Origin of the sequence: Streptomyces sp. NPDC041068, assembly GCF_040647455.1 — a bacterium.
Classification (GTDB): Bacteria; Actinomycetota; Actinomycetes; order Streptomycetales; family Streptomycetaceae; genus Streptomyces.
This window is the reverse complement of record NZ_JBEZCG010000030.1, coordinates 66,192-85,261: the sequence shown is the minus strand read 5'-3', so window position 1 is coordinate 85,261 and position 19,070 is coordinate 66,192. Positions and strand designations below refer to the sequence as shown.

The following is a 19,070-nucleotide window of genomic DNA, read 5'->3' as shown; positions in this document are numbered from 1 at the left end:
GCACCCCGCGCGAAGAGATCCTCTGCGGGCTCTTCGCCGAGGTCCTGGGCATCGAGAGCGCCGGTATCGACGACAACTTCTTCGAACTCGGCGGCGACAGCATCCTGTCCATCCAGCTCGTCAGCCGGGCTCGCAAGGCCGGGCTCGTGTTCACCGCACGGGACGTCTTCAAGCACCGGTCGGTGGCGGCACTCTCCCTGGTCGTGGAGGCGACCGGCACGGCCGTCGAGGAGGCCCCCGACGCCGGGGTCGGCACCCTGCCCCTGACGCCGATCATGCACTGGCTGCGTGAACTCGGCGGCTCCTGCGACGGGTTCAACCAGTCGATGGTGGTCCAGGTGCCCGCGGGCGCCGACGAGGACCGCCTGCACCGGGCCGTACAGGCCCTGCTCGACCGGCACGACGCCCTGCGGATGCGGCTGACCGGCGACGCGTGGTCCGCCGAGATCACCGCCCCCGGCTCGGTCACCGCCGCCGACTGCCTGCGCCGCGTCGACGTGACGGGCCTGGGCGAAGCCGCCCTGGCCGACGCCGTCGCCGAGCACGGCGAGGCCGCCCGCCGACGCCTCGCCCCCACCTCCGGGGTCGTGCTCCAGCTGGTGTGGTTCGACGCCGGGACCGGCCGACCGGGACTGCTGCTGCTCGTCGCCCACCACCTGGTCGTCGACGGCGTGTCCTGGCGAATCCTGCTCCCCGACCTGGCCGCCGCCTGGGCGGGCGCCGAGGGCGGCGCCACCCCCGCCCTCGATCCGGTGCCGACCTCCTTCCGCCGCTGGTCCCAGCGGCTCACCGAGGCCGCCGCCACCCCCGCCCGGACGGCCGAACTGCCCGTGTGGACCGAGGTCATGGGCACCCCGGACCCGCTCCTGGGCCAGGTCTCCTTCGACCCGGCGCGGGACCTGGCGGGCACCACCGTCTCCGTCACCCTGCGGCTGCCGGCCGAGGTCACCGAGCCCCTGCTGACCTCCGTGCCCGCCGCCTTCCACGGGGGCGTCAACGACGTACTCCTGACCGGACTCGCGCTCGCCGTGCGCGAGCACCGCGAGCGGCGCGGCCAGGCAGCGGGACCGCTCCTGCTCGACCTGGAGGGCCACGGCCGCGAGGAGATCGTCGAGGGGGCCGAACTCTCCCGCACCGTCGGCTGGTTCACCTCGCTCTTCCCGGTCCGCCTGGACCCGGGACCGGTGACCGCCACCGACGTACGGGAGGCCGGGCCCGCGCTCGGCCAGGCCCTCAAGCGGGTCAAGGAACAGCTGCGGGAACTGCCGGACAACGGCATCGGCCACGGCCTGCTGCGCCATCTCAACCCGGAGACCGCGCCGCGGCTCGCCGGACGGGCCGCGCCGCAGATCGGCTTCAACTACCTGGGCCGCTTCCCCGCCGCGGGCGGGACGGCGACCACCGCCGACTGGGCCGTCGCGCCCGGCGTGCGGGGCCCGGCGCCCCGCGACGAGGACATGCCCGTGGGGCACGCCCTCGAAATCAACGCGATCACCGAGGACCGCCCACAGGGCCCGCAGCTCAGCGCTGTGTGGACCTGGCCCGCGGCGCTCTTCACCGAGACCGAGGTCCGCGAACTGGCCGAGTGCTGGTTCCGCATGCTGCGGGCCCTGGTCGACAGCACGGCCACCACGGGTGTGGGCGGCCACACCCCGTCCGATCTCTCGCTGGTCGAGCTGAGCCAGGACGAAATCGACGATCTTGAAGCGGAATTGAGGGAAATCGCATGAAGAGCATGAAGACTTCAGGCCTTGAGGATGTCCTGCCTCTCTCCCCCTTGCAGGAGGGCTTGCTCTTCCACGCGCTCGCCGACGAAGCGGGCACGGACGTCTACAACACCCAGCTCTTCCTGGACCTGGAGGGCCCGCTCGACGCCGAGCGGCTGCGCACCGCGGCCCGCGCCCTGCTGCGCCGCCACGCCAACCTGCGGGCCGGCTTCCGGCAGCGCAAGAACGGCCAGGCCATCCAGGTGATCCACCGCGAGGTGGAGCTGCCCTGGTCCGACGTCGACCTGTCCGGCCTCGACGAGAGTGCCCAAGAGGCGGAGCTGACCGCGCTGTTGGAGGCGGACCGGGTGCGCCGCTTCGACCTCGCCGCCCCGCCGGCGCTCCGCTTCACCCTCGTCCGCCTCGCCACCGGCCTTCACCGCCTGGTGATGAGCAACCACCACATCCTCATCGACGGCTGGTCGGCGCCCGTCCTGCTCCGCGAACTGCTCACGCTGTACAAGGAGCACGGCTCGGACGCGACCCTCCCGCCGGTCACCCCCTACCGCGAGTACCTGTCCTGGCTCGCCCGCCAGGACACGGCGGCCGCCAAGGACGCCTGGCGCCGCGCCCTGGCCGGCCTCGCGGGGCCGACCCTGGTGGCGCCGGTCGACCCGGACCGGGCAGGCGTGCTCCCCGAGTACCGCTCCACCGATCTGCCCGAGGAGCTCACCGCCTCCCTGGAGACGATGGCGCGGGCCCGCAACCTGACCGTCAACACCCTGCTGCAGGGCGTCTGGGCGCTGACCCTCGCCGAGCTGACGGGCCGCGACGACGTGGTCTTCGGCTCGGTGGTCTCCGGCCGCCCGCCGGAGATCCCCGGCATCGAGACGATGGTCGGCCTGTTCATCAACACCGTCCCCGTCCGCGTCGGCCTCGACCGCTCGGCCTCCATCGCCGAGAACCTCTCGCGGCTCCAGGAGGAGCAGGCCGACCTCCTCGCCCACCAGCAGCTGCGCCTCGGCGAGGTGCAGCGCCTGGCCGGGCACGGCGACCTGTTCGACACCGCGCTCACGGTGGAGAACTATCCGTCCGACGACTCCAAGAAGCAGGACATCGCCGGGGTGCGGGTCGCCCGCGTCTCCGGCAAGGACGCCGCCCACTACCCGCTGCGCCTGATCGCCGGCATGGCGGGCCGCCGACTGCACATCCGCCTGGAGTACCGCCCCGACCTCTTCGACGAGGCCGCGGCCGGTGTCGTCGTCGACCGCGTCGAGCAGCTGGTCCGTGCGGCCGTGGAGCGGCCGGAGCTGTCGCTCGCCGGCATCGAGCCGCTCACCGACGAGCAGCGCGCCCTCGTGCCCGTCGTGACCGCCGAGCGGACCGCGGCCGACGAGCAGACCTCGGCCGACGAGGAAGCAGCCCCCGGCGCCCGCGCACGCCGCGCCCACGAGCCGTCGCCGCAGGAGGAGATCCTGTGCGGGCTCTTCGCCGAAGTCCTCGGCAAGCCCGCCGTGACGGTGGACGACGACTTCTTCGACCTGGGCGGCCACTCCCTCTCGGCGATCAAGCTGCTCGGCCGGGTCCGGGCGACCTTCGGCGCCGAACTGCCCGTGCGCGCCCTCTTCGAGGCCCCGACCGTCGCCCTGCTCGCCCAGCGCCTCCACCAGGGGGGCACCGCCCGGGAGCCGGTGCGCGCCATGGAGCGCCCGGAGCAGGTACCGGTCTCCTTCGCCCAGCGGCGGCTGTGGTTCCTCGACCGCCTGGAGGGCCCGAGCGCCACGTACAACATCCCCATGCCGCTGCACCTGACCGGCCGCCTCGACACGGACGCGCTGCGCGCCGCCCTTGCCGACGTCGTCGCCCGCCACGAGAGTCTGCGCACCCTCTTCGGCGAGCTCGACGGCGTCCCCCACCAGCGCATCCTGGACGCGCGGGAGCACCGGCCCGAGCTGACGGTCACGCACACCCGCGCCGAGCGGCTCGACGAGGTCCTGGCCGATGCCGCCCGCCGCCCCTTCGACCTCGCGCTCGAAACCCCGCTGCGGGCCACCCTGTTCACGCTGGGCGGGGAGGAGCACTCGCAGGACGAGGAGAGGCACTCGCAGGGCGAGGAGAAGCACGTCCTGCTCCTGCTCCTTCACCACATCGCGGGCGACGGCTGGTCGGTCGCCCCGCTCGTCCGCGACCTGGCCGAGGCGTACACCGCCCGCACCGCGGGCACCGCACCCTCCTGGACGCCGCTGCCGGTGCAGTACGCCGACTACACCCTGTGGCAGCACGAGCTGCTCGGCGACGACACCGACCCGCAGAGCGTCCTGGGCAAGCAACTCGCCTACTGGACCGAGCAGTTGGCCGACGCCCCCGAGCTGCTTCCCCTGCCGACCGACCGGCCGCGCCCGGCCGTCGCGGACCACCGCGGCGACTACGTGGAGCTGTCGGTGGACGCCGCCACCCACCGCGCCCTGGTCTCCCTGGCCCGCGCCCACCGCTGCAGCCTCTTCATGGTCGTCCAGGCGGGCCTGGCCGCCCTGCTCAACCGCCTCGGCGCGGGGGCCGACATCCCGATCGGCACGGCCGTCGCGGGCCGCGGCGACGAGGCCCTCGACGACCTGGTGGGCTTCTTCGTCAACACCCTCGTCCTGCGCACCGACACCTCCGGCGACCCCACCTTCGGCGAGCTCCTCGGCCGGGTGCGGGAGGCCGACCTGGCCGCCTACGCGCACCAGGACATCCCCTTCGAGCGCCTGGTGGAGGCCGTCAACCCGGTCCGCTCGGCGGCCGCGCACCCCCTGTTCCAGGTGATGCTGGCCTTCCAGAACAACACCGGGCCCTCACTCGAACTGCCCGGCCTGAGCGTCGACTTCGGCGCCACCGGCGCGGGCGTCGCCAAGTTCGACCTGTCCTTCAGCGTCGCGGAGAGCCACACCGCCGACGGCGAGCCCGCCGGTCTTCGCGGCATCGTCGAGTACGCCACGGCGCTGTTCGACCGCGAGAGCGCCCAGGACCTGGCCGACCGCCTGAGCAGGCTGCTCGCCTCCGCCGCGGCCACCCCGGCCACCCCGCTCAGCGCGCTCACCACGCTCGCCGACGAGGAGCGCGAGCGACTGCTCACCGGCTGGAACGACACCGCCCTCGAACTCGACCGGGCCCCGCTGCCCACGCTGTTCGAGGCCCAGGCCGCCCGTACGCCGGACGCCGAGGCCGTGGTCTGCGCGGGCGCCTCGCTCACCTATCGCGAGCTCGACGAGCGTGCCAACCGCCTCGCCCACCAGCTGATCGCCCTGGGGGCAGGACCGGAGCGCTTCGTCGCCCTCGCCCTGCCGAAGTCGGCCGAACTGGTCGTCGCCCTGCTCGCCACGGTGAAGGCCGGCGCCGCCTACGTGCCGATGGACCCCGCCTACCCGGCGGAGCGGCTCGCGCTGATGCTGGCCGGCACCGACCCCGTGTGCGTCGTCACCAGCACGGCGCTGGCCGCCGGTCTGCCCGGCGACGCCCCGGCCGCGCTCCTCGACGACCCGGCGTTCGCCGCCGCCGTCGCGGCCCGGCCCGCCACCGCCCCCACCGACGCCGACCGGCGGGCGGCGCTGCGCCCGGACCACCCCGCCTATGTGATCCACACGTCCGGCTCCACCGGCACGCCCAAGGGCGTCGTGGTCACCCACCGCGGCCTGGCCGGACTCGCCCACAGCCACCGCACGCTGCACGGGGCGGGGCCGGGCAGCCGGGTCATCCAGTTCGTCTCGCCCAGCTTCGACGTGTCGGTCTCGGAGCTGTGCATGGCGCTGCTCTCGGGCGCCGCCCTCGTGGTGCCCGAGCGCACCCCGGTCGGCAAGGAGCTGGCGGACTTCCTCGTCGAACACCGCGTCACCCACGCCCACATGCCGCCCTCGGTGCTCGCCGGGCTGCCCGCCGTGGACCTGCCCGAGCTGCGCACCCTGATCGTCGGCGGCGAGGTCTGCGCCCCCGACCTGGTGGCCCGCTGGGCCCCCGGCCGCCGCATGGTCAACGGCTACGGCCCGACCGAGGCGACCGTCGAAGTCGCCTCCGCCCTGTGCGACCCGGCCGCCCCCGGCCCGCAGCCCATCGGCCGCCCGATCGCCAACACCCAGGCGTACGTCCTCGACGCGGGCCTGCGCCCGGTGCCCGCAGGCGTCGCGGGCGAGCTGTACCTGGCGGGCGACGGCCTGGCCCGCGGCTACCTGCGCCGCCCCGGCATCACCGCCGAACGCTTCGTCGCCAACCCCTTCGGGGCGGCGGGATCGCGCATGTACCGCACGGGCGACCTGGTGCGATGGCGCCGCGACGGACAGCTGGAGTTCGTCGGCCGCGCCGACAACCAGGTGAAGCTGCGCGGCTTCCGCATCGAGCTCGGCGAGGTCGAGAGCGCCGTCGCCGCACAGCCCGAGGCGGAGCGCGCCGTGGCGATGATCCGCGAGGACCGGCCCGGCGTTCAGCGCCTGGTCGCCTACGTGGTCCCCGCCCCCGGCACGGGCGACCTCACCGCCCTGCGCTCCCGGCTGCTCGGCCGCCTGCCCGAGTACATGGTCCCCTCGGCCTTCGTGGCCATCGACGAGGTGCCGCTGACGCCCAACGGCAAGGTCGACCACAAGGCCCTGCCCGAGCCGCCGGCCGCCCCCGCGGGGCGTGCTCCGCGCTCCGGCCGCGAGGAGGTCCTGTGCGGGCTGTTCGCCGAGGTCCTCGGCGTGGAGCGGATGGGCATCGACGACAACTTCTTCGAGTTCGGCGGCCATTCGCTGCTCGCGTCGAGGCTGGCGGGCCTGATCGCCCTGACGCTGGGCGCCGAGGTCTCGGTGCGCACCGTCTTCGCGGCGCCCACCCCGGCGGCGCTCCTGGAGCGGATCGACGGGGGAGAGGCGGCCGGCGGCTTCGACGTCCTGCTGCCGCTGCGCGCCTCCGGTGAGCGCCCGCCGCTGTTCGCCGTCCACCCGGTCGGCGGCCTCAGCTGGTGCTACGCGGGCCTGCTGCGCGCCCTCGACGTCGACCAGCCGGTCCACGGCCTGCAGTCGCGGGGCGTCGACGGCAAGGAGCGCCCGGCAGGGTCGCTGGCGGAGATGGTCGCCGACTACGTGGCGCAGATGCGCGCCGTGCAGCCGTCGGGCCCCTACCACCTGGTGGGCTGGTCCCTGGGCGGCGCGCTCGCCCAGGCCGTCGCGGCCGAACTCCGCGTCCAGGGCGAGGAGGTGGGCCTGCTGGCCCTGCTCGACTCCTACCCCGTGGAGGCCGACCGCAAGGAGCCGCTCGAAGCGGACCGCATCCTCACCGACATGTTCCAGGCGTACGCCCGCATGCACGGCGAGTCCGACGAGGTGCCCGCGGGCCTCGACGAGGTGCGCTCCCGCATCGTCGGCTACATGGGCCGCGGCAACAGCGAGTCCCGCCACCTGGACGAGTCCCAGCGCTCCGCGGTCCTCGACGTCCTGGTGAACAACGTCCGCCTGGTCACCCCGGCCGAACCGGCCCCGTACGACGGGGACATGCTCCTCGTCGTCGCCACGGAGAACCGCCGCGACTGGGCCGACCCGAGCGCCTGGACGCCGTACATCACCGGCACCGTGGACCTCGTGGAGGTCGCCACCACCCACGAGCGCATGACGGAACCGGGTCCGCTCGCCGAGATCGGCCGCCTCCTTGAGGAGCGCCTCGCCAAGGTCCCGGCCCTGGCCTGACCCGAGGGACGCCGGGCGGGCCGCGCGTGCGGCCCGCCCGGCGCATCCGAATTCCACGAATACCGGCCTTCACGCTCACCGAACACGCATACCGAACACACTCACCGAACACGCTTACCGAAAGGGAATTGCCGCGATAGTCCCCCGATAATTCGCCTCCTTAGGCTCCTGGCCACCAGTTCCATGTCGGGAGCGTTCCGCGGGCGAAAAGCACCGCGCGGGCCCCGACGCAGCGACACAGCAAGTCGGAGGTCGTGTTCGTGCCGGACGAAGCGGAGGACAACGTCATAAGGGGGCACCAGGCTCCATGGAGACCCCGGACACCGTGGAGACGGCGAACAGCGGCGATACCCCGTCCCCTGCGGCGGGGAATCCTCGCCGCCACCCTCGCCGCCGCGGTGGTCGTCCCGGTGACCGGCGCTCACTCGAACGCGGACGTCTGGCAGGCCCCCGCGCCCCCGGAGCTTCCCGCGATGGCCCCGGACACCCTTGCGCGGCGCTACGCCCTGAACCGCGGCGCGATCGAGGACGCCGCCCTCGCCGCGGAACGGGCCGACGACACGGAGCAGGCCGGCGCACTGCGCGCCCTCGCCGCGCCGGACCGGCGGTTCCTGTCCTTCGACGGCCGCGGCCGGGCAGTGGAGGTTCTCGGCGATCTCGCCACCGCCAGGACGGTGACCGTGCTCGTACCCGGCGCGGACACCACCCTGCGGCACTTCGACACCCACGGCTCCGCCTGGGCGGCCCCCGGCGGCGGAGCACGCGCGCTGGACGCGCAGCTGCGCCGCGACGACCCGCACGGCCACCACGCGGTGGTGGCCTGGCTCGGCTACCGCACCCCGGAGACCATCGGCGGCGCGGTCATCACCCCGGGCCGGGCCGAGGACGGCGCGGGCAGCCTGCGCGCCTTCCTCGGCGAACTGCGCTCCGCGGCGCCGCGGGCACGCGCCAACCTGCTGTGTCACTCCTACGGTTCGGTGGTGTGCGCCAGCGCAGCGCACGGCCTCGACGTGACGGACATCGCCTTCTACGGCAGTCCCGGCAGCGGCGTGACCACCGCGTCGGGCCTGCACACGGCCGCGCGGATCTGGGCGGGCCGGGCGAGCGGCGACGGCATCTCACGCGTCCCGCACGTCTCCATCCAGCTTCCCTTCGACATCACGCTGGGCCTGGGCGCCGACCCGATGTCCCCGTCCTTCGGCGCCCGCCGCTTCGCGACCGGCACCGGCGGCCACGGCGACTATCTGCGGCCCGGCAGCACCTCCCTGCACAACCTGGCCCGGATCGCCCTCGGGCGTGCCGAGGCCGTGACCCCGGAGGGGGCCCGCCGTGCGTGAACCGATACGCGCGCTCGCACGCCGCGTCGACGCCGCGACGCCGCCGGAGCGCGACCGCGCCGTGGACGCGCTGCGCGCCTTCGCCATCTGCGGTGTCGTGCTGGGCCACTGGCTGGTGACGGCCATCGTCCAGGACGCGGACGGGCGCCTTTACGCGGACAGCCCGCTGCACCATCTGCCCCCGCTCACCCCGCTGTCCTGGGTGCTGCAGACCCTGGCGGTGTTCTTCCTGGTCGGCGGGTTCTCCGCGGCCCGCAGCTGGACCTCGGCCCGCGCGAAGGGTGTTCCGTACGGGCACTGGATGGGGCGGCGACTCGCCCGACTGACGCGTCCCGTGCTGGCCGTGCTCGGCGTCTGGGCGCTGACCGCCGTCTGGCTCACCGCCGACAACGCCGGCTGGTACACGGTGCACACGCTGCTGAACCTCGTGGTCTCCCCGCTGTGGTTCCTGTGCGTCTTCGCCCTGCTGACGGCCGCCACACCGGCGGTGGTGGCGCTGGTGCGCGCGCTGGGGCCGTGGGCCGCGGCGCTGCCGGTCGGCACGGTCGCGGCGGTGGACGCGGGGCGGTTCGCGCTCGCGGCGCCGGAGCAGCTGGGCTGGCTGAACGTGGTGGCCGGCTGGCTCGTCCCGTACACCCTGGGCGCGGCCTGGGCGGGCGGGGCCTTCAAGGGGCGGCGCGTCCCCCTGGCCCTGCTGGCCGGCGGGGCCGCGGCCACCGTCGCGCTCGTGGTGTGGGGCGGCTATCCGGCGAGCATGGTCGGGGTGCCGGGTCAGGAGACCTCCAACCTCAACCCGCCCACGCTCGCGGCCGTCTGCTTCGGCCTCGCCCAGACGGGCCTGGCGCTGGCGCTGCGCGGACCCTTGCGACGCCTGATGAGCCGGCCCGTGGCGTGGGCGGCGGTGGCCGCGCTGAACCTCACGGCGATGACGGTGTTCCTGTGGCACCAGACCGCGATGCTGCTGACCACGTCCGTGGGTCTGTCGGCCGGGCGTCTGGTGGGCCTGCACACCTCGCCGGTCACGGCCGCGTGGGCGGTCCAACGGCTGCTGTGGCTCCCCGTGTTCGCGCTGGTCCTGGTGGCCTTGGTGCTGTCGTTCCGGCACCTGGAACACGGCCGTGGGTCGGCCCGGACGGAGCGACGCCCGGCGCCGCGCCTTACGACCGTCAGGACGTCCGGAGGCGGCACCCCCCACGGGTGACCCCCGGCGCAATGGCCCCGAAGGGCCTTTTCACGGGCCAGAGTTGAATTGATATTCCGGCGATAAGACCGCCGCCTACTGTTTCTCACACCACTGCGATATCGGTGGGAGACAAAGCATTCCGATGAATTTTCCGGGTGGAGGGTTACGCGCGTGGTGAATTGGGCGGACGAGCACGGGCCGGATTCGGCCGGTGCCGCGGAGGGAGAGAACCACTGGCGGGAGGTACTCACCGCCGGCGGCTTCACCGCACTGCCGCGTTGGACGAAGGCGCCCGGCACGACGGAGCACCCGTCCGCGAGCGCGGCGCACCGCGCTCCGGGCTCGGGTGCTGTCGCCGCGCTGGCCGCCCGTACGGCCGGTGAACTGGGCGTCCCCGTGGGCGCGGTGCTGCTCGCCGCGCACGCGAAGGTGCTGGCCGCGCTCACCGGGGACCGGGAGGTGGTGACCGGCTATCTGCGCGAGGGCTACGCCGAGCCGCTGCCGTGCCGGGTCACCGTCGGGGACGGAAGCTGGCGCGAGCTCGTCGGGCGGGCGGCCCGTGCGGTGGAGGCCACCGAGCGGCACCACGCCCACCCCCTCGCCGGCCTGCGCACCGAACTGCGCCGCACCGGGCCGCTGTTCGATGCCGTGCTGGTCGTCGACCGCGCCCCGGCCGACGGCGACCTCGCCCCGGACACCCTCCTCGCGACCGGCTTCGGCCAAGCGGCCACGGACGGCACGGACGGTACGGACGGCACGGACGGCGAGGCAGGAGCCGAACTGGTCGTGCGCCACCGCCCGCACGCCCTCGACGGCGAGTTCGCGGCCCGCGCCGCCGGCTATCTGCTCACCGCGCTGCGTGCGCTGGCCGCCGACCCCGAAGGACCGCACCACGAGCGGTCCCTGCTCGGCGCCGAGGAGACGACCCACCAGCTTCAGGGCCTGGCAGGGCCGGAGCGGGAGCTGCCGGACCGCCGTTTCCACGAGCTCTTCGAGGAGCGGGTGCGGCTGCACCCGGACCGCGTCGCGGCCGTGCACGGCACCGAGCGCTGGACCTACGACGAGCTCAACCGGCGGGCCAACCGCATTGCGCGGAGCCTGCGTTCGCGCGGGCTGCGGGACGAGGACGTCGTCGCCGTCGTCGCCGAGCGGAACCTGTCGTGGCTGGCCGCGGTCCTCGCGGTCTTCAAGGCCGGCGGCGCCTACCTGCCCGTCGAGCCGCACTTCCCGGCAGGCCGCATCACCACCGTGCTCACCCGCGCCGACTGCCGCTGGGTGCTCGCCCAGCGGAACGCGGCCCCGGCCCTGGACGAGGCCGTCGCCGGACTCGACTCGGTCACCACCGGCCACCTGGACGACCTGATGGCCGCCGCCGGCGACGCGGCGCACACGGACGCGGACACAGGCACAGTCACAGACACGGGCACAGACACAGACACAGACGCGGACCTGGGCCTGGAGGTGTCCGCCGACCAACTCGCGTACATCTACTTCACGTCCGGCTCCACCGGCCTGCCCAAGGGCGCGATGTGCGAGCACGCCGGCTTCGTCAACCATCTCCTCGCCAAGATCGAGGACTTGGGGGTACGCGAGGACAAGGTGGTGGCGCAGACCGCGCCGCAGGGCTTCGACATCTCCCTGTGGCAGCTGGTCGCCGCGCTCCTGGTGGGCGGCACCACCCTGATCGTCGAGCAGGACGTCGTCCTGGACGTACGCCGCTTCGTGGAGAAGATCGACGCCGAGCGGGTCGAGGTCGCCCAGCTGGTCCCCTCGTACCTGGAGGTGATCCTCTCCCACCTGGAGGACAGCCCCCGTCAACTGCCCTCGCTGCGCTGCGTGTCCGCCACCGGCGAGGCGCTGAAGAAGGAACTGGTGGAGCGCTGGTTCGCCGCCTTCCCCGAGGTGCGGCTCGTCAACGCCTACGGGCTCACGGAGACCTGTGACGACACCAACCACGAGGTGATGGACCGCGTCCCGGACCACCCCTCGGTGCCGCTCGGCCCGCCCGTGCGCAACGCCCGCGTACTGATCGTGGACGAACGGCTCTCCCCGGTGCCCCTGGGCTCCCCCGGCGAGATCGTCTTCTCCGGCGTGTGCGTCGGCCGCGGCTACGTCAACGACGAGGAGCGCACCCGCGCCGCCTTCGTCCCCGACCCCTACAGCGAGGGCGGACGGCTGTACCGCTCCGGCGACTTCGGGCGCTGGCTGCCCGACGGCAAGCTGGAGTTCCTGGGCCGCCGCGACTCCCAGGTGAAGATCCGCGGCTTCCGCATCGAGATCGGCGAGATCGAGAACCGGCTCCTGACGACGGCCGGAGTGCGGGACGGCGCGGTCGTCGTCGCGGGCGAGGGCGAGGGCAAGCACCTGGTCGCCTTCTACGCGGCCGACGACGAACGGCCCGTGCGCGAGGCGCTCGCCGCGGACCTGCCCGTCTTCATGGTCCCGGACCACGCGCACCGTCGCGACGCCCTGCCGCTCACCCCCAACGGGAAGATCGACAAGAAGGCGCTCACCGCCCTCGCCGCCGAACTCGCCGACTCCGCCGCCCTGTCCCGCCCGGCCCCCGAGACCCCGGGCGAACGCCGCCTTGCCGCCCTGTGGGCCACCGCCCTCAAGGTCCCCGAGGACCGCGTCGGACGCCTGGACCACTTCTTCGAAACAGGCGGCACGTCCCTGTCCGCGCTCCGCCTCGTCATCGCCCTGGACCGCCTCATCACGGTGACGGAACTGTCCCGCACCCCGATCCTGGCCGACCTCGCCGCGCTGATCGACGAACGCGCGGCAGTACCGAGCTAGCCCCGGCGCCGAACGACGACCGCAACGCAACCCAGCACCAGAGGACCCACCATGACCACCCTCCTCGAACCCGCGGTGACCACCGCGGCCCTCGACCCCACCGCCGCCCTCGACCCCACCGTCGAACAGGGCCGCACACCGGTCCTGACCGTCGACGTCCCGGCCGGCCAGGCCGCGACATGGACCGCGGCGAACCGCGAAGCGATCCGCGGCGCGCTCGCCGAACACGGCGCCCTCCTCCTCCGCGGCCTGAACGCGGCCACCGCCGCCGACGTCGCGGCCGTGGCCGAGGCCCTCGGCGTCCGGCCGATGACCGAGCACGAGCGCTTCGCGAGCCGACGCGAGCTGGGCGCCGGCGTCCACTCCGGTTCCGAGTGGCCGCACGACGAACCGATGTGCATGCACCACGAGTTGAGCTATGCCGCCGAGGTCCCGGCCACCGCCGTCTTCGGCTGCCTGACCGCCCCCGCCGAGGGCGGCGCGACGGCCGTCGCCGACTCCCAGGACGTGCTGCGGGCGCTGCCCGCCGAGGTCGTGGAGCCCTTCCGGCGCCATGGCTGGCTGCTCAAGCGCTGCTACCACGAGGTCGGCGTCGCCTGGACGGAGGCGTTCGGCACGACCGACCAGACGGAGGTCGACGCCTACTGCGCCGAGCACGCCGTGGCGGCCGAGTGGCTCGCGGACGGCATGCTGCGCACCCGTCAGCGCAGGGCGGCGGTGATCGAGCACCCGGTCACCGGCGAGGAAGTCTGGTTCAACCAGGCGGCGTTCCTCAACGGCCTGACCCTCGACCCGATGATCCGCGAGTACCTCACGGACATGTACGGCACGGGCAGCCTGCCGTTCGACACCGCGTACGGAGACGGGACGCCGGTCCCCGCCGACGTCGTGGAGACGATCAACGAGGCGTACCGGGCGGCCACCCGCCGCGAGCCGTGGCAGCGCGGCGACGTGCTCCTCGTGGACAACCTCCGCACGGCCCACAGCCGTGAGCCCTACGAGGGCGACCGCGAGGTGGCCGTGGTCCTGGGCGACCCGGTCCGCCTCACGGACCACGTCATGGCCCAGAGCTGACGGCAGGTCCGCGGGCAGCACCCGCCCGCACTCGCAGAAAGCACCAGCAACTCCCCTGCGCCCCCGCGTGCGCAGGCGACACGGAGACAACCATGCCCCATCCGCAAGCCACACCCCCCGCACCCCCGACCCCCTCCTTCGCCGTGATCCCCGGCGCCCAGGTGCACCGCATCCTCGAAGGCCGGGAGCGGGAGGTCATGGGAATCGTCGAGGACGCCTACCGCCTGCACGGCGAGGGCGCCACCGAGAACCCGCCGTCGTACTTCCTGCGCTTCCCCGACCGCCCGAGCTCGCGCATCATCGCGCTGCCCGCCTCGGTCGCCGGAGGCAACCGCGTCGACGGCCTGAAGTGGATCTCCAGCTTCCCGGAGAACGTGGCCGCGGGCATCCCCCGCGCCTCCGCCGTCCTGATCCTCAACGACCACGCGACGGGCTACCCGCTGGCCTGCCTGGAGAGCTCCATCATCAGCGCGGCGCGCACCGCGGCCTCGGCCGCGCTCGCCGCCGACAAGCTCAGCGCGGCCCGCGAGGGCCGTGAGCGCCCCCGTCGCGTGGGCTTCCTCGGCACCGGCCTCATCGCCCGCTACCTGCACACCTATCTGGTGGGCACCGGCTGGGAGTTCGACGAGGTCGCGGTGCACGACCTCTCCGCCGAGCACGCCGCGGGCTTCAGCGCGTACGTACGCGGCACGGGCACCGCGGGGGAGGTCACCGTGCGCGAGAGCGCCGAGGACCTCATCCGCTCCTGCGACCTCGTCGTCTTCGCCACGGTCGCGGCGACCCCGCACGTCACCGACCCGGCCTGGTTCGCGCACAACCCCCTGGTCCTGCACGTCTCGCTGCGCGACCTGTCCCCCGAGGTCGTCCTCGGCGCGACGAACGTCGTGGACGACGTGGAGCACTGTCTGAAGGCCAACACCTCGCTGCACCTGGCCGAACAGCAGGTCGGCAACCGCGACTTCGTCGACGGCACCCTCCACGACGTCCTCACCGGCGCCCTGCGGCCGGCCGCCGACCGGCCGGTGATCTTCTCGCCGTTCGGCCTCGGCGTCCTCGACCTGGCGCTCGGCAAGCACGTCTACGACACCGCGCTCGACTCCGGCGAACTGGCGGTCGTCGAGGACTTCTTCCACGAGATGCGGCGCTACGGCTGACCCGCTCCGGGCGGCCGCCGGCCGCCCGTCCCACCGTCCCCGAGAACAGGAGGACAACGTGCCGATCATTTCGGTACCCCAGGAATTCAATGAGAACGATCTCTACGTCGACCTGCGCGCCACCCTCGGCCTGCCGCTCTACCTGAAGATCGAGGGTCTGAACTTCGCGGGCTCCGTCAAGCAGAAGGCCGCGGCCGAAATGGTCGAGGCCGCCGAGCGGGAAGGACGGCTGCGCCCCGGTTCGATCCTGGTGGAGTCCTCGTCGGGCAACCTGGGCGTCGCGCTCAGCATGATCGCGGCCAGCAAGGGCTACGGCTTCCTGTGCGTCACGGACTCCCGCTGCAACCTCGCCACCCGGCAGTTGATGGAGACCTTCGGAGCCCGGGTGCACACCGTCACCGAGCCCGACCCGGAGACCGGCTTCCTGGGCGCCCGCATCGCCCACGTACAGAAGCTGTGCGACAGCGACGAGCGCTACGTCTGGCTCAACCAGTACTCCAACCCCAACAACTGGCGCGCTCATCACAAGCACACCGCGCCGGCCATCGCCCGCCGGTTCCCGGACCTGGACACGCTCTTCGTCGGCGCCGGCACCACCGGCACCCTGATGGGCTGCGCCCGGTGGTTCAAGGAGCACCGCTCGGACGTGCGGATCGTCGCCGTGGACAGCGTCGGCTCGGTCACCTTCGGCGCTCCACCGGCCCCGCGCATGATCCCGGGCCTCGGCGCGGGCGTCCGCCCGCCGCTGCTCGACGAGTCGTTCGTCGACGACGTGGTGCTCGTGCCGGAGCCCGAGACCGTACGGACGTGCCACCGGCTGGCCTCCCGCGGCTTCCTCGTCGGAGGCTCGACCGGCACGGTCGTCAGCGGCGCCGCATCCTGGCTGGCCGACCGGGCCGCGACCGGCACAGCCGTCGCCCTCTCCCCGGACCTGGGCGAGCGCTACCTGGACACCATCTACCAGACCAACTGGCTGCAGGGCGTGTACGGCCCGGACGTACTGGAAGGCCCCACGGCGCCCTTGGCCACGGCCACCGTCTGACCCCGCCGGCGCTCCTTCAGCCGCGCCTCTTCTTCATTCCTCACTTCTCATTCCTCATTCCTCGCTAAGGACCGCACCGATGACCAACCCCTTCGAGAACGCCGACGGCACCTACCTCGTCCTCGTCAACGACGAGGGCCAGCACTCCCTGTGGCCCTCCTTCGCCGAGGTCCCGGCCGGCTGGCAGGTGGCCCAGGGCGAGTCCGGCCACCAGGAGAGCCTGGACTACATCACCGCCAACTGGACGGACATGCGCCCGCGCAGCGTCGCCGCGGCGATGGCGGGCACGGCCGCCTGAACGGCCGCCCGAACAGTCGACGGCGGCCCGCCGCCCCGGGCGCCCGCACTCCACTCACTTCACTTCACTTCTCAATCAGACGGTGATGAATCAATGACCGCAATACTCGAATCCCGGGTCTCCGCGCCGACGGTGACGGTCGACCCGTACAGCGCGCAGGCCGTCGAGCGGATCGCGCGCGGCCTTCGCACAGTGGCCCAGGGCCGGGTGGACAGCCCGGAGTGGGTGGCCGCGGCGCGCGACGCCTGGTCGGAGTTCCCCGGCGAGCTGCGCCGGGCGCTGCGGGACTACCGCAGGGACTCGGGCCGGACGGGTGCCCTGCTGGTGCGCGGCCTTCCGGTGGACGAGGAGGCGCTGCCCGACACACCGCCGGCGACCAACTCGGTGCAGCGCACCGCGACCGTCTCGGCGGGCGTGCTGACCGCCGTCGCCTGTGGCCTCGGCGACCCCGCCGCCTTCCGCCCGGAGAAGACCGGCGCCCTGGTGCAGGACGTCATCCCCCGTCCGGGCCAGGAGGACTTCCAGGGCAACGCCGGCTCGGTCTTCCTCACCTTCCACACCGAGAACGCCTTCCACCCGCACCGCCCCGACTACGTGATGCTGCTCTGCCTGCGGGCCGACCACGAGCGGGTGGCCGGTCTGCGCACCGCCTGCGTGCGCGAGGTGCTGCCGCTGCTCTCCGACGAGAGCCGCGAGGCGCTGTTCAGCCACGAGTTCGTCACCGCGGCCCCGCCCTCCTTCGGCTCCGGCGGCGCCGACGCCCCGCACGCCGTGCTCTTCGGCGCCCCCGAGGACCCCGACCTGTGCGTGGACATGGCGGCGACCACCCCGCTCACCGACCGCGCCGCCCGCGCGCTGAGGGAGCTGCAGGACCTCTTCGAGTCGACCGCGCAGACGGTCCAGCTGGTCCCCGGCGACCTCGCCGTCGTCGACAACCGCGTGGCCGTCCACGGCCGCACCGCCTTCCGCCCCCGCTACGACGGCCGCGACCGCTGGCTGCAGCGCACCTTCGTCCTCAACGACCTCCGCCGCTCACGCGCCCACCGCGAGAACGACGGCTACGTACTGGACTGAGCGGGGCACCACCACCGACGGGCGGGGCCGGGCGGCGCATCTGAGCGCGCCCCGGCCCCGCCCGAAGCCGTACCCCCGCAGAGAAGAGGAGCCGTGCTCCCGACAGCACTGACCGGACCACCGGTCCACCCGCCTGCCCGCGCCCTGCGGATCGTCGTGGACGAACCCCTCCCCCTCCTCCGCTCGGGCCTGACACACACCCTCACCACCAGCGGCGGCCACGAAGTCGTCGCGGTCACCGGCGACGCCGCGACCCTGCGTACGGCCGTCGCCGCCCACCGCCCGGACATGGTCGTCGCCGATGCCGAACACCTGCCGGAAGTCCTGGCACTGCGCCGCGATCACCCGGCCACCGGCGTACTGGTCCTCGCCCGCCAACTGGAGGCACACCACGTGCCGGACCTGCTGTCGACGAGCGGAGGCGCGGCACCCGGCACCGGCTACCTCCTCCATCGCCGCACCCTCGACGAGACGCGGTTCCTGGGCGCCCTGAACCGCGTGGCCCACGGCGAGATCGTCCTTGACCCCGACGCCGTGGCGGCCTCCCTGCGCGTCCACGAGGCGGCGGACCCGCTGTCCGCCCTCAGCCCCCAGGAGCTGGGGGTCCTCGCCCTGATGTCGAAAGGGCGCACCAACACGGCGATCGCCCGCGAACTCGTGGTCTCCAACGGAACGGTGGAGAAACGGGTCGCGGGCATCTTCACCAAACTGGGCCTCGCCCAGTCCGCCGTCTCCAACCGCCGCGTCCTCGCGGTGCTGCGCTACCTGAGCGCAGGCACCGCCGCGGCGATCCGCTCCGCACCGGAGTGGGCGCGCACCTCGACGGGCGCGGTACCCAGGACCGCGAGCGTGGCCAAATAGGCGTCGCCGAGAGCCAGTTCGCCCTGCTCCTGATCGGTCAGATCCGTCAGGACGGCCCGTACGGAGTCGCCGCCCGGCCCGTTCCATTCCACGAGCGCGGCGGGGCGGTCGGGTGCCGAGACCGTGAAGTCGGTCATGGGCACGGCAAGGCCGTGCCCGGTGGCCTTGAGCACGGCCTCCTTGCGGGTCCAGTACGTGAGAAAGGCCCGCCGGCGAGCGCCCGGCGGCAGCGCGCGCAGCGCCTCGCGCTCGGCCGGGGTCAGCACGAGCGCCGCCTCGGCGGGCTCATCGGCGTCGCCAGGAGCGGCGAGGTCCACCGGAGCCGCGAGCTCCTCCACGTCGAGGCCGATGGGACCGCCCTGGGCGACGGCCACGAGCACCCGGTCCTCCGAGTGCGAGATGGACAACTCCCAGTCGGCCGCGGCCCCTTGGGGTCGCGGCTTGCCGTGCGGGCCACCGCAGTCCGGGCACTGGGCCCGCAGGACGACGGATTCGAGGTCGGTGCCCAACTCATGGGAGAGCGCGGCCTTGGCGAGCATCCGCCCTGTGACGAACCGGGCGCGGTCGCCCTCGTGCGCGTAGGCGGCGAAACGGGCGCGCTCGGCATCCCCGAGCAGCGGCAGGAAGCGGTGCGGCGCGGGCAGCGGCGCCGCGCCCCAGACGTGACACACCACGTGCGCGGCGCGGTCGACGTGCTCGGCCCCGGGGACCGGCGTTGCACTGGACGACAAGGCACCTCCAACCAACGGAACGTACGGCGACGGATTCCCCGTCACCCGCTCCATGGTGTCCCGCCCACCCTCGCCCGCGATATCCGGCTGGCCTCCGAGAACGGATAAGGAAAACCCTCTCCCG

At 73.6% G+C, this 19,070-nt stretch carries 12 protein-coding genes; 11 read left to right on the top strand and 1 reads right to left on the bottom strand.

Translation table 11 applies throughout. The annotated features are described in order from the left end of the window. The 11 genes from AB0B50_RS42405 to AB0B50_RS42355 form a co-directional block, all read left to right on the top strand. Positions 1-1,730 (top strand): condensation domain-containing protein (locus AB0B50_RS42405; RefSeq protein ID WP_362342687.1); only part of this gene is annotated, 1,730 nt, incomplete at its 5' end. After that, positions 1,727-7,396 (top strand): amino acid adenylation domain-containing protein, encoded by a 5,670-nt coding sequence (locus AB0B50_RS42400; protein WP_362342684.1) that lies wholly within the window; start codon positions 1,727-1,729, stop codon positions 7,394-7,396. The genes AB0B50_RS42405 and AB0B50_RS42400, both read left to right, overlap by 4 nt. A gap of 410 nt (positions 7,397-7,806) precedes the next feature. Next, a complete protein-coding gene (locus AB0B50_RS42395) occupies positions 7,807-8,733 on the top strand; it encodes an alpha/beta hydrolase (RefSeq protein ID WP_362342681.1) in 927 nt (308 codons plus the stop codon). Next, positions 8,726-9,934, top strand: a complete 1,209-nt coding sequence (locus AB0B50_RS42390; protein ID WP_362342678.1) for an acyltransferase — start codon at positions 8,726-8,728, stop codon at positions 9,932-9,934. Before AB0B50_RS42395 ends, AB0B50_RS42390 begins: the two co-directional genes overlap by 8 nt. Positions 9,935-10,090: 156 nt before the next feature. Further along, positions 10,091-12,712 carry an amino acid adenylation domain-containing protein gene (locus tag AB0B50_RS42385; protein WP_362342699.1) on the top strand — a complete coding sequence of 874 codons (2,622 nt, stop codon included), beginning with the start codon at positions 10,091-10,093 and terminating at the stop codon, positions 12,710-12,712. Positions 12,713-12,763: 51 nt separating this feature from the next. After that, positions 12,764-13,786: a TauD/TfdA family dioxygenase gene (locus tag AB0B50_RS42380; RefSeq protein ID WP_362342675.1), complete on the top strand. Its 1,023-nt coding sequence runs from the start codon at positions 12,764-12,766 to the stop codon at positions 13,784-13,786. A 92-nt stretch (positions 13,787-13,878) separates the two neighbouring features. Continuing rightward, positions 13,879-14,940 (top strand): 2,3-diaminopropionate biosynthesis protein SbnB, encoded by a 1,062-nt coding sequence (sbnB, locus tag AB0B50_RS42375; protein ID WP_362342672.1) that lies wholly within the window; start codon positions 13,879-13,881, stop codon positions 14,938-14,940. 58 nt (positions 14,941-14,998) lie between these two features. Further along, positions 14,999-15,982: a 2,3-diaminopropionate biosynthesis protein SbnA gene (gene sbnA, locus AB0B50_RS42370; protein ID WP_362342669.1), complete on the top strand. Its 984-nt coding sequence runs from the start codon at positions 14,999-15,001 to the stop codon at positions 15,980-15,982. Positions 15,983-16,061: 79 nt separating this feature from the next. Then, complete coding sequence (locus tag AB0B50_RS42365) at positions 16,062-16,280, top strand: MbtH family protein (protein ID WP_362342667.1); 219 nt, start codon at positions 16,062-16,064, stop codon at positions 16,278-16,280. A 93-nt stretch (positions 16,281-16,373) separates the two neighbouring features. Then, a complete protein-coding gene (locus AB0B50_RS42360) occupies positions 16,374-17,354 on the top strand; it encodes a TauD/TfdA family dioxygenase (RefSeq protein ID WP_362342664.1) in 981 nt (326 codons plus the stop codon). Positions 17,355-17,447: 93 nt separating this feature from the next. Next, a complete protein-coding gene (locus tag AB0B50_RS42355; protein ID WP_362342661.1) occupies positions 17,448-18,215 on the top strand; it encodes a response regulator transcription factor in 768 nt (255 codons plus the stop codon). Here AB0B50_RS42355 and AB0B50_RS42350 read toward each other — a convergent pair. Then, the gene (locus AB0B50_RS42350) at positions 18,116-18,946 is read right to left on the bottom strand and encodes a 4'-phosphopantetheinyl transferase superfamily protein (RefSeq protein WP_362342658.1); all 831 of its coding nucleotides are present in this window, start codon (positions 18,944-18,946) and stop codon (positions 18,116-18,118) included. The two genes, AB0B50_RS42355 and AB0B50_RS42350, sit on opposite strands and share 100 nt — an antisense overlap. Between the last annotated feature and the right edge of the window lie 124 nt (positions 18,947-19,070).

Bases quoted from the DNA above. Each gene is read 5' to 3' on its own strand.
- sbnB (WP_362342672.1), top strand. From the start codon at position 13,879: ATGCCCCATCCGCAAGCCACACCCCCCGCACCCCCGACCCCCTCCTTC.
- AB0B50_RS42365 (WP_362342667.1), top strand. From the start codon at position 16,062: ATGACCAACCCCTTCGAGAACGCCGACGGCACCTACCTCGTCCTCGTC.
- AB0B50_RS42360 (WP_362342664.1), top strand. From the start codon at position 16,374: ATGACCGCAATACTCGAATCCCGGGTCTCCGCGCCGACGGTGACGGTC.
- AB0B50_RS42400 (WP_362342684.1), top strand. From the start codon at position 1,727: ATGAAGAGCATGAAGACTTCAGGCCTTGAGGATGTCCTGCCTCTCTCC.
- AB0B50_RS42380 (WP_362342675.1), top strand. From the start codon at position 12,764: ATGACCACCCTCCTCGAACCCGCGGTGACCACCGCGGCCCTCGACCCC.